Below are 10,816 nucleotides of genomic sequence, written 5' to 3'. Positions count from 1 at the left end.
GCGCCCCGCCGCCCGCCTGCCCCCGCCCCCCCCCCCCCCCCCCCCCGGACTCCCCCCCCCCCCCCCCCCCCCCCACGGGGGGGCGGGGGGCGGCCCGCCGCCCCCCCCCCCACGACCAGCGGTGCGGCTTCGCGAGCGGTCGACGGCCGGGCCGTCATCCCCCGACGAGCGTGATCACTCGGGGTCCGCGTACCAGGGCGTGACGGCGACCGGGCCACAGACCGGCGAGTACAGGTCGGCTTCCCCGCGGGCGAGCGCGTCCAGTTCCTCGCCGCTTCCGGGCAGGGTGACCGTCATGAAGCTCCACTTGCCCTTGAGACACTGCGCCGGAAGCGCCCCGCCGCGCGCGGACGTGGGGAACTCGACGCCCAGGTAGGCGTAGCCCTCGGGCCTCAGCGTGACCTGCGAAGACGGCTTGCCTGCGACCGCCGCGACCTGCTTGATGCCGAGGCCCGCGCCACCCTCGGCGGGCACCAGCTTCAGCGTGCCGGTCCCGGTCAGCGAACACGCCCGGCCACCGCGGTTCTGCACCGATATCTTGGCCGAATAGGCCCCCGCCGCGCCCCCGTCACCCGCTTCGAGTTCGGCGAACATGTCTATGGCGGGGCCTCTCACCTGAATGGTTACCCATAGGACTAGAGCCTCCATCTCGTCCCAGTGCGGTTCACTACCGTGCACACCGGATCAGGTGGCGGCGCCCATTCGTCGCCGGATCACTCGGGAGAACAGATCGACGATGAGGATCATCGCGAGGACGGCGATGATCAAGGTCGACAGTTCGTCATAGCGGAACAGCTTGAGAGAGATGGCCAGTTCCTGGCCGATCCCGCCCGCACCGACGAAACCGAGCACGGTCGAGGTGCGGATATTGCACTCCCACTGGTAAAGCAGGAGCGAAAAGAGTCCGGCTCGCGCCTGCGGGACGATGGCCAGCGCGGCTGTGGCCCCCCGGCCTGCCCCGGTGAGTCGCACCGCCTCGACGGGAGCGGGGTCGACGGCTTCGAGTTGCTCGGCGCCGAGTTTGGCCAGTAAGCCTGCTCCGTGAACGGCGATGGCGAGCGCTCCCGCGGCAGGTCCCGGCCCAATCGTGGCGACGAACAGCAGTGCCCACAGCAGGTCAGGTACGCCGCGAAGAACCGCTGCGCCGGTGCGGGCGGTCGAGCGCATCCAGGCAGGAGCGCCGACATTGCCCGCGATGAGCAGGGCGGCCCCGAGTCCGATGGGTGCGGCGAGCACCAGTCCGGCGAGGGAGACCTGCACGGTCTGCAGGACGGCGGCGCCGACGTCGGCGAGGAAAGTCCAGGTGAGATCGGGCCGCAGGAAACCCCGTAGCAGGCGCAGGCCGCCTTCCCGCCCGTCGACCAGGGCGCCGAGGCTGATGCCGGTTCCCTGCACGGACCAGACCAGCACGATCAGCACCGCGCCCGCCGCGCTCCAGTGGGTGACGTGCCTGCGCGACTTGTTTGCGGATCGAATGCCGGGTGCGCCCTCCCTGCGGTCGGGCGAATCGGTTGTCCTGGTATGGGGCTGGGTCAACTCTTCGGGCTCCATGCGCATCACCCCTGGCTGCCGTAGATCAAGGCCGCGGTGGGGTCGTCGAGCACCGGCCCGTCGTAGACGAGCCTGCCGTCTCGCAGGGCGACGATTCGGGGGAACCGTCGAGCGACGGCGAGGTCATGGGTGGCGACGACGACGGTCACCGGCCGGTCACGGTCGTCGGCGTCGCGAAGCGCGTCCACCGCGGCGGCCGCAGTGACCGGGTCGAGTCCGCTGGTCGGCTCGTCGGCCAGCAACAAGCGCGGCGCACCCAGCAGCGCTCGAACTAGTGCGACGCGCTGGCGCTGTCCGCCGGACAGAGTGCGGGCGGGCTGGCTCAGGCAGTCCGCGATGCCGTGCGACAAGGCAAGTGTGTCCAGTCGGCGCGCGAGCGATGGGGGTGTGCCGCCAGCGAGCGCACGTGGCCAGTCGCGCCAACGCCAGGTCGCCGACGTTCCCATGATCGCGTTCAGCCGAGCCGAAAGGCCGAGGACCAGATCGTTGCCCTGGCGAACGAATCCGGTCGCGGCGCGGACCGTACGGGCGTTCCGCTCGCTGCGATAGGGATCGAGCGCACCGACGCGAACCTCGCCGCGAATCGGCACGGCGCCCAGCAGCGCGCGCAGCAGCGTCGATTTGCCCGCACCCGAGGGCCCGAGCAGTGCCACCCGCTCACCCTCGGCGATATGCAGGGTGAGCCGGTCCACCGCGAGTCTGGACGCCGGAAAGGACACGCTCAACTGATCGATCCTGATCTCGATGTCGCTCCTCCGGGTTGCCGGGCAGCGGCTAACGACTGCCGGTCTCCACAAGGCCCAGTTCGGCGCCCTTGCGCCTGACCTCGTCGTAGTCAGCCGGGGTCACGGCCACGTAGCGCTTGGCGCGTAACAGGTCCAGCAATGTGGAGTCGTCGATCGCGGTGAACGAGTCGGTCAGGGCTTGCCGCGCTTGGGGGCCGAGGTCGGTGCGCATCACCCACGGGTAGCCCTGGACCTTGCGCTCATCGATCACCCGCAGCGCGCCCACGGGTACCTTGCCCTCGCGCTCAAGGCGATGCAGGATCCGCAACTCGACGCCGCCTGCGTCGACCTGGCCGCTCAGCACGGCTTGCGCGGTGGCATCGTGCCCGCCGGTGAAGCTCACCGCACGTAGCGGCGGGCACTCCTGCACCCGTTGTGGCGAGCAGTTGGCGCCCGCGTCGATCAGCATGATCCGAGGATAGAGGCTGCCAGAGGTGGAGCTGACGTCGCCGAAGGCGAAGGACCGGCCCGCGCCGACGATGTCCCGGCGGATGTCCCGCGCCGGTGAGTCGGCCCGGACGACGACGGCGGAAACATACTGCGGTGTCCCGGTTTCGTGATCGACCTCGGTGACCAGTGGGGTCAGCCCGACCTGCCGCTCGGCCTGGACATAGGTCAGTCCGCCCAGATAGGCCACATCGAGCCGACCGCCTGCCAGCGCGGCGACCACGCCCGCGTAGTCGGCCGCGACGAACAACTCCACCTGTACACCGAGCCGCCGTTGTAGGTGTTCGGCGAACGGCTGGTACTTCGCACGCTGCTGATCCGGGGAGATGTTCGGGATCAGGCCAACGCGCAGTGTGCCCGGCAGCCCGTTGGCGGTCACGGCCCGGTCCCCTACCGCCGCACACCCGGCCGTGACGAGCAACGCTGCCATGATCAGCACGAGAAGCCTACGCATACCCGTGTTCTCCAACGGTTGTAGAGATCCTGTTCGCCATCTGCATTGCACCACGATTGCCCCCGGCCATTCCTTACAGACGTGTGACATGGCCTGCGGTCCTGGTGCGGCGAGCGGCGGCTGACCTATGGTCAGTCATCGTGGCGACTCCGGTCGGTCGGAGCACACGATCGGAGAGTCGATGAGCACAGTCGTCCTAGTGCGTGCGGGTCAGGTTCCGCTGCTCGCCCGGCCGTACTTCGAGGGTGGCGATCCCGGGCCGATCGTGGCCGCGCTCGCCCAGGTTCCCGAACTGCTCGAGGTGGCCGTGCCGTTCATCGGCGCGGTGCTCGGACCGTCCGCGTTGTCCTGGCGAACCAAGGAACTGGTGATCGTCCGGGTATCGGCGCTGATGGAATGCCGCTACTGCGTCCACGCACACTCCACGGTCGCGCTCGACGCAGGCCTCAGTCACGACGAGATCCGCGCGTTGCGCGGAGAGATCGGACTCGACGTGATCGCGGATCCAGCCGAGCGCGCCATGCTCGACTGGGTCGATGCGGTCACCCTCGGCAAGGGGCCGGTTGCCCCAATACTGCGTGTGGCGCTGCGCCCCTACTTCGCCGACCACGAGATCGTCGAACTGACACTGCTGGCAGGGACGACGCTGATGCTCAACAGGTTCGCCACCCCGTTGGACCTGCCCACCGACGAGGCGACGCTGCGCAGGCTCGACACCGAGGGGCTGCTGTGAACGCGATCGCAACCGCGATAGTCGAGGGCACCTTGCCCGGCAGGGTGTGGCTCTATGCCAACTACAACTGCAATCTCACCTGCACCTACTGCCTGACCGAGTCCGGCCCACGGGTGGCGCGTCGCGAACTCGGCCGCGGCCGCATGGTCGAGGTCGCCCGCGAGGCGGCAGCCAACGGCTTCACCGATCTCGGTGTCACCGGAGGCGAGCCGTTTCTGCTCACCTGGCTGCCTGACGCGCTGGCCGAGATGTCCGAGCACCTGCCCGTCCTCGTGCTCACCAATGGCACGCTGTTTCCCACCAAGCGGTTGCCGCAGTTGGATCCGATCCTCGGGCGGCCGGTCGCCCTGCAGATATCCCTGGACCGGCCGGATCCCGACGACAACGACGAGATGCGCGGGCCGGAGAACTTCCGCAAGGTCGTCGAGTCCGTGCCACGACTGGTCGACAAAGGCATCCAGGTTCGGATCGCCACCACGGTCGAGTCCATCGAGGACGCCGACCTGGACCGGTTGTGCGCCCTGCACCGCGACCTTGGTGTGCCGGATGACGACCACATCATCCGGCCCATTGTCCGGCGCGGCCGCGCAGTGGACCATGACCTCGGCGTCACCGCCAAGCAGGTGGATCTGCCTGCCGAGCTGACGATCACCGTTGACGGCGCGTTCTGGAGCCCGTTCGGGCCGACCGTGCACGACGGCGCACTCGATACCGACCTGCTCATCACCAGGACCACGCGACCACTCGACGTTCCAGCCAAAGCACTGGTGAGACTGATCGAGAACCGGCCGGTCGGAGACGACGTCGCGCTCAACATCCGTTGAGCATGAGAACTCGGTGTCCGGTCGGGCACCTTCGCGCAACACCACACCGGATCGCGGATGTGCCCGGACCAAGGCACGTCCGCGGTCCGGTCGGTTTCAGAACGGCCACCTACCACCGAAGCGAGCGGCCAGCTTGCGGTCCTGCCCGAAGCGGCGACCCGCGGGCACGATGGCCAGCAGCAGCAGCGGGAGCAACTCGACCGGGTATGCCCAGAGGTACAGGTTCGTGTCCAACAACATGATCCAGATCGGGCCAATCAGGGCCAGCCCAATGGCTGCGCCCGCCCGGCTCGCAATCCCGAGCAGCAGCGCGATTCCGGCCACGATCTCCGCGACGGTGAGGAACCAGGCGAAAAACGCCCAGTTGGCCAGTACGACATCCTGGTAGATCCAGCGCAGGGGCTGGAAGGTGTTGGCCGAGGCACCTTCCAGGATCGACCGGGCGGCTGGTTGGTTGATCAGGTTGAACGATACGAAGCCGAGGTCGATGTTGCTGTCAACGTTGAACACGACCTTGGCCAGTCCGTTGGTGAGCCACACCCCGCCGAAAAAGACGCGAAGGGCGGCGAAGCCACCGGACAGCATTGCTGGTGAGACCATGGCTCCGTCGGCTCGGCGCGCGACGTCGTGATGAGTATCAGCCATTTCGGACTCGTTTCGTGAGCAGGTTCTGACGGACATCTTTGGGTATGACGCTCGGACCATGGTCAGCCGGTCACATTGATAGTGCACAGTCGCGCGCACGGCGAGCGATGAGTGGTGCTTACAAAGGGGTTACGGCGTGGTCTTGCGGACGGTCCTGGTGTCGTCGGACCCGCGCTCGGTCACCCCGCGCGCGTCGAGTTGCTCCAGCAACGGTACGGCGACGCGCCGAGTCGTGTTCAGCGCCTGGCGCGCGGCGCTGATGGTGAACGGCTGCGCCAGGCAGGCCACGACGCCCGCGGCGCGCACGATCGAGTCGGGCAGCAGGTGGATCCCGTCGGCGATTTTGACCAGATGCCCGGCGCGTACCGCTGCGGCCAACTCCCGCTGCCCTAGCCCGAGTTCGCGGAGTCGGTTGGCGTCCGGCGCCGCGAAGGGCGTGTCCCGAAGCTCCGCCACCACCGCTGCCACCGCCGCTGCCACCGGGCCTGGCAACGACCGAGTCCCGTCTCGGCGCACCTCACCGCTTGCCACGATCAAGCCCGCGGCGCGGGCGATCGGCGGGAGAAGCACCGGGTCCGGCAGTTCCAGGCGCTGCGACAGTATCGTGACCGGCATGCCCTGCCGCAGCGGGCGTTCGGCCAACCAGCCGTCCACTTCGGAGCCGATCCGTCCGCCCAGTTCGGTGAGCAGGTCGGCGTCGGCGTGCCAGCCGCCCACGGTCGCGCTGTCCGGCGTGGGCAGGCCCATGGCCCGGAGTCGTTGCTCGTGCAGGAAACCGTGCTGCCGCAGATGGAACTCGGTCGGATCGCCGGATCGCAGCCGATCCAGGTCGGCTCCACGGCGACGAGCGGCCCCACGCCGCCGCAGCGTAGGTGGCCGAATGTCGAGGACATCGGCCGCGACCACCAGCTCGTGGCGGCCCGGTTCCCGCAGAACGGCACGATCACCGACCCGCAGCGGTAGCGCGACCGTCAACTGTGCCCTCGCCGTCGCTGTCCCCAGTGGACGTAGGCGTATAGGGACGGCCGCGGAGCCAATGTGCATGACCAGACGTTCGGGAAGGTCCCCAGCGCTTGCCGGGTGCACGGCGATGTCGATCAGATCGCTCGTCAGCCACACGTCGGGTGTCATCAACGAATCGCCGCGGCCGACCGCGGTCCGATCGACGCCTCGGAGGCTGACCGCGACCCTGGCCACGGCGGTCGCGGTAGCCACCTGCTCGCCGAGTTCCTGCACGCCGCGCACCCGCACGGACCGGCCGCTTGCCAGGACGAGGGCATCGCCGGTTCGGATGGTTCCCGCGGCCAGTGTCCCGGTGACCACCGTGCCCGCACCATCGATGGCGAAGGCGCGATCGACCCAGAGCCGGACATCGGCGCCGAGGTCCGGCGGCGGGAGCGACCGTGCCAGCGTGGACAGCGCTGCGCGGAGTTCCGCCATGCCCGAGCCGGTGACCGCGCTCACCGCCACCGAGTCGACGTTTCCCAGGCTGGTTCGCGAGATCAGCTCCAGCGCACGTGCCCTGGCAGGCCCGGGATCCGCAAGATCGGCCCGGGTGATCGCCAGCACGCCGTGGCGCACCCCCAGTGCGTCGAGCACGGCAAGGTGCTCGGTGGACTGCGGCATCCAGCCCTCGTCCGCCGCGACCACGAACAGCACCGCCGACACCGGGCCGACGCCCGCGAGCATGGTGGCGACGAACCTCTCGTGGCCCGGCACATCGACGAGCGCGACGCGATCACCGTCGATGGTGGTCCAGGCGAAGCCGAGGCCGATGGTCAGCCCGCGCCTGCGCTCTTCGGCCCACCGGTCGGGCTCCATGTCCGTCAACGCCCGCACAAGAGTGGACTTCCCGTGATCGACGTGTCCCGCGGTCGCGATCACATACATGCCAGTACCGCTCGAATCACGTCCTCGTCGTCGGCGGGATCGACCGAGCGCAGGTCGAGCAGGTACCGGCCATGCTCGATCCGCCCGACGACGGGAATCGTCCCAGTTCGCAGCGGGGTGGCGAATCGCTCAGGGAGGCTCACAGCGGCGCTCGGCAGTGGTACGCCGGGCGCCCCGCCGCCCCCGACGGCAGCGGTCGAGCCTACCGCGATGGCGTCGACCTCGGCCTCGCGCAGTCGTTCGGCCAGCACGTTTGCACGGGAGAGCAACTCGCCCGGATCCGCGTCGAGTGCGTCGCCGACCGGCGTCGTCGGGCCGCGCAGCGTGGCTTCCAGGGCCGCCAACGTGAGCTTGTCAACGCGCAACGCACGGGCGGCCGGGTGTCGCCGCATCCGCTCGACCAGGTCGTGATCGCCCAGCAGCAATCCCGCCTGCGGGCCGCCGAGTAGTTTGTCACCGCTCGCGGTCACCAGGTCCGCGCCCGCTGCGAGGGCACTGGTGGCGTCCGGCTCGGCGGGCAGTACCGGGTGCGGCCGCAGTAGGCCCGAGCCGATGTCCACGACCAGTGGCACGTCCAGACCCGCCAGCTCCGACACGGTCGCCTGCGCGGTGAACCCGGTCATCACGAAGTTCGAGGGGTGCACCTTGAGTATGAACCCGGTGTGCTCGCCGATGGCGGCGGCGTAGTCGCCCACGCTGGTGCGGTTGGTCGCGCCGACCTCACGCAGCCTCGCTCCGGTGCAGGAGAGCAGGTCCGGGATACGGAACCCGTCGCCGATCTCGACCAGTTCCCCTCGGCTGATCACGATCTCCCGCCCGGGGGCCAGCACGATGGCACACAACAACAAGGCCGCGGCGTTGTTGTTCACCACGTGCACCGCGCCCGCGTCGGGCACCGCCGCGGCAAGCGCGGCCATCGCCGCACGACCGCGACGAGCCCGCCGGCCGGATTCGAGGTCGAACTCGACATCGGTGCACCCCGTCGCGGCCAGCACAGCGCGACGAGACGACGCCGACAGCGGTGCTCGACCGAGGTTGGTGTGCACCACGACGCCGGTGGCGTTGATCACCGGACGACCTCGGGTCCGCAGTGCCGCGATCGCGGTCTCGGTTACCAGGTCGGGAGTGATCTCACCTGCCCGCGCCCGCCGCTGTGCCGCGACGACGGCCGCCTTGACCGTGTCACGGCCCAGTTCGCGGGCGGCTTCTGCGAGCCTTGGCTCGGCGAGCACGGCGTCGGTGCGCGCGATGGCTCGGCGCGGGTCAGACACCGTACGCCGGTGCGACGAGTTGGCGGAGGCGGACGGGAATCGAACCCGCCAACGACAGATCCTGCCGTTCAACGGTGTTGAAGACCGCGCCGGCCACCAGACCAGATACGCCTCCCTGCCGCATGGGCACATCATTGCAAACGAGATCACATCGGCGCGAGCGGGCAGGGGTTGGGGCAACATGGGCACGTGACCAGCCGCCCCCCAAGACTCACCCAGTACGCCCACGGTGGCGGCTGTGCCTGCAAGATCCCGCCCGGCGAGTTGGAGCACCTCGTCGCGGGGCTGGCCGGGATGATGCCGGTGATAGACCCCGCCGCGGAGTTGCTGGTCGGGGTGGAGTCCGGCGACGACGCCGCCGTCGTGCGCCTCGTGGATGGCACGGCGATCGTCGCCACTACGGACTTCTTCACCCCTGTCGTCGACGATCCCTACGACTGGGGGCGCATCGCGGCGGCCAACGCGCTCTCCGACATTTACGCCATGGGCGCGACGCCCGTGGTCGCGGTGAACCTGCTGGGCTGGCCGCGGGACGTGCTTCCCATGGAACTCGCAGGCGAGGTCCTTCGCGGCGGGCTGGCCGTCACATCGGCGGCTGGGTGCCACCTCGCGGGAGGCCACAGCGTGGACGACCCGGAGCCGAAGTACGGGCTTGCCGTGACCGGCATCGCGGACCCGAGCCGGTTGCTCCGCAACGACGCGGGCCGCGCGGGGGTTCCCTTGTCGCTGACCAAGCCGCTGGGGATCGGTGTGCTCAACAGCAGGCACAAGGCCACTGGCGAGGTCTTCGCAAATGCCGTCGACGCGATGACCCGGCTCAACCGCGACGCGGCCCGCGACGCGGTGCGCGCGGGAATCACCTGCGCCACTGACGTCACCGGCTTCGGACTGCTCGGCCACCTGTACAAGCTCGTGCGAGCCAGCGGTGTCAGCGCGATCGTCGACGCGGCCGCGGTGCCGTACCTCGACGGTGCAAGGGAAGCGGTCCGAGACGGGTATGTCAGCGGCGGAACGCGCCGGAACCTTGATTGGGTACGGCCGCACAGCGACCTGTCCGCTGTAGACGAACTCGAGCAACTGCTCCTCGCCGACGCCCAGACATCCGGTGGACTGCTCGTCGCCGGAGAGATCCCCGGTGGCACGGTTATCGGCCAGTTGATTGCCTCGGACAGCTACCCCGTAATAGTGCGCTGAACGGGCGCATTGTCCACGTGGACTGGTAGATCTGGGCGCTGATTCACGCCACGGCGAGCGCTATGCTTGGCAGTCGACGGATCGGTGGCCCACCCGAGGGCCCGGCTCACGTTCGGTCGTCCGGAGGTGAGCCGTGCCTGGACCAGCGCGGAGTGGTCAGTGGGACAACGTGTACGACACCAGGGGCGCGGACGAGGTCAGCTGGTTCCAGCCGGAACCCATGACATCCCTCGAACTCATCGACCTGGCGCACCCGGACCCGACCCACCCGGTGATCGACATCGGCGGCGGCGCATCGGTGCTGGTCGACCGGCTGATCGAACGCGGACACACCGACGTGACCGTGCTCGACGTCTCCACGCGTGCGATAGGCATCGCCCGGACCCGGCTTGCCGCGCGGGCTGAACAGGTGCGTTGGGTAGCCGCGGACCTGCTCCAGTGGTACCCCCAGCGTCAGTTCGCGTTGTGGCATGACCGGGCCGTGTTCCACTTCCTGACCGATCCCCTCGACCGAGCGCGCTACCAGGAATTGGCGACCTCGGCTATTCGCGCCGGCGGACATCTTGTGCTCGCCACGTTCGCCGCCGACGGACCCGACCAGTGCTCTGGGCTGCCGGTCGCGCGATACTCCGTGGAGAACCTCGCCGCCGCGTTCAGCGATGGATTCGCCACCGTCTCCACTCGCCGCGAAAACCACACCACCCCCACAGGGGTGACCCAGGCGTTCACCTGGCTGCTCATGCGGCGCACCAGCACCTGAGCCCCGATGCCCAGGTTCGAGGGGTCTCGCAACAAAGTCCTTGTTGGATCGAGAATTAGCTGCCCGAGCACGTTGCAGACCGTCCTGCCGAATGGCCTGCACCATAGAATTGGCAGGTTTGTAGCGACTACAACTGGGCGATCTCAACCGGTGAGTGCATCACCAGCTTTTAGCACCTGGTCCAGCATCTCCGCAGGAGTTTTGAAGCCCAGCGTTTGTCGAGGTCGCCTGTTCAGTTTGGCTGCGATACCGTCGAGCTCTA

At 68.9% G+C, this 10,816-nt stretch carries 11 protein-coding genes and 1 tRNA gene; 4 read left to right on the top strand and 8 right to left on the bottom strand.

The genetic code is table 11. The features are described from left to right. Window positions 1–174: 174 nt before the first annotated feature. From ACT4N7_RS25630 to phnD, 4 genes are all read right to left on the bottom strand, one after another. On the bottom strand, window positions 175–615 hold the full coding sequence (locus ACT4N7_RS25630; RefSeq protein WP_444831409.1) for a DUF4232 domain-containing protein: 441 nt from the start codon (window positions 613–615) through the stop codon (window positions 175–177). 69 nt (window positions 616–684) lie between these two features. Next, window positions 685–1,551, bottom strand: a complete 867-nt coding sequence (phnE, locus tag ACT4N7_RS25625) for a phosphonate ABC transporter, permease protein PhnE (protein ID WP_444831408.1) — start codon at window positions 1,549–1,551, stop codon at window positions 685–687. 5 nt (window positions 1,552–1,556) lie between these two features. Continuing rightward, window positions 1,557–2,243 (bottom strand): ATP-binding cassette domain-containing protein, encoded by a 687-nt coding sequence (locus ACT4N7_RS25620; protein ID WP_444831407.1) that lies wholly within the window; start codon window positions 2,241–2,243, stop codon window positions 1,557–1,559. A gap of 82 nt (window positions 2,244–2,325) precedes the next feature. Further along, entirely contained in the window at window positions 2,326–3,237 is a 912-nt protein-coding gene (phnD, locus tag ACT4N7_RS25615; RefSeq protein WP_444831406.1) for a phosphate/phosphite/phosphonate ABC transporter substrate-binding protein, read from the bottom strand. Window positions 3,238–3,418: 181 nt separating this feature from the next. Between phnD and ACT4N7_RS25610 the strand changes: the two genes are divergently transcribed. Together ACT4N7_RS25610 and ACT4N7_RS25605 are read left to right on the top strand one after the other, a co-directional pair. Next, entirely contained in the window at window positions 3,419–3,970 is a 552-nt protein-coding gene (locus tag ACT4N7_RS25610; protein WP_444831405.1) for a carboxymuconolactone decarboxylase family protein, read from the top strand. Beyond that, a complete protein-coding gene (locus ACT4N7_RS25605; RefSeq protein WP_444831404.1) occupies window positions 3,967–4,794 on the top strand; it encodes a radical SAM protein in 828 nt (275 codons plus the stop codon). The genes ACT4N7_RS25610 and ACT4N7_RS25605 overlap by 4 nt, the downstream gene beginning before the upstream one ends. A 96-nt stretch (window positions 4,795–4,890) precedes the next feature. Here the strand turns inward: ACT4N7_RS25605 and ACT4N7_RS25600 are convergent, their stop codons facing one another. From ACT4N7_RS25600 to ACT4N7_RS25585, 4 genes are all read right to left on the bottom strand, one after another. Beyond that, window positions 4,891–5,439, bottom strand: coding sequence for a hypothetical protein (locus ACT4N7_RS25600; RefSeq protein WP_444831403.1), 549 nt, complete (start codon window positions 5,437–5,439; stop codon window positions 4,891–4,893). Between the two features lie 129 nt (window positions 5,440–5,568). Then, window positions 5,569–7,329, bottom strand: a complete 1,761-nt coding sequence (gene selB, locus ACT4N7_RS25595) for a selenocysteine-specific translation elongation factor (protein ID WP_444831402.1) — start codon at window positions 7,327–7,329, stop codon at window positions 5,569–5,571. Continuing rightward, a complete protein-coding gene (selA, locus tag ACT4N7_RS25590; protein WP_444831401.1) occupies window positions 7,320–8,600 on the bottom strand; it encodes an L-seryl-tRNA(Sec) selenium transferase in 1,281 nt (426 codons plus the stop codon). Before selA ends, selB begins: the two co-directional genes overlap by 10 nt. 20 nt (window positions 8,601–8,620) lie before the next feature. Next, window positions 8,621–8,715 (bottom strand) — tRNA-Sec (locus ACT4N7_RS25585). Window positions 8,716–8,789: 74 nt separating this feature from the next. Between ACT4N7_RS25585 and selD the strand changes: the two genes are divergently transcribed. After that, window positions 8,790–9,794, top strand: a complete 1,005-nt coding sequence (gene selD / locus ACT4N7_RS25580) for a selenide, water dikinase SelD (RefSeq protein ID WP_444831400.1) — start codon at window positions 8,790–8,792, stop codon at window positions 9,792–9,794. 271 nt (window positions 9,795–10,065) lie between these two features. Continuing rightward, window positions 10,066–10,554: a class I SAM-dependent methyltransferase gene (locus ACT4N7_RS25575; protein WP_444831399.1), complete on the top strand. Its 489-nt coding sequence runs from the start codon at window positions 10,066–10,068 to the stop codon at window positions 10,552–10,554. Window positions 10,555–10,816 lie beyond the last annotated feature (262 nt).

The organism is Actinokineospora sp., from assembly GCF_052390155.1.
Classification (GTDB): domain Bacteria; phylum Actinomycetota; class Actinomycetes; order Mycobacteriales; family Pseudonocardiaceae; genus Actinokineospora.
The sequence above is the reverse complement of the archived record's forward strand: the minus strand, read 5'-3'. Positions and strand labels throughout refer to the sequence as shown.

Bases quoted from the DNA above. Each gene is read 5' to 3' on its own strand.
- phnE (WP_444831408.1), bottom strand. From the start codon at position 1,551: ATGGAGCCCGAAGAGTTGACCCAGCCCCATACCAGGACAACCGATTCG.
- phnD (WP_444831406.1), bottom strand. From the start codon at position 3,237: ATGCGTAGGCTTCTCGTGCTGATCATGGCAGCGTTGCTCGTCACGGCC.
- ACT4N7_RS25610 (WP_444831405.1), top strand. From the start codon at position 3,419: ATGAGCACAGTCGTCCTAGTGCGTGCGGGTCAGGTTCCGCTGCTCGCC.
- ACT4N7_RS25600 (WP_444831403.1), bottom strand. From the start codon at position 5,439: ATGGCTGATACTCATCACGACGTCGCGCGCCGAGCCGACGGAGCCATG.
- selB (WP_444831402.1), bottom strand. From the start codon at position 7,329: ATGTATGTGATCGCGACCGCGGGACACGTCGATCACGGGAAGTCCACT.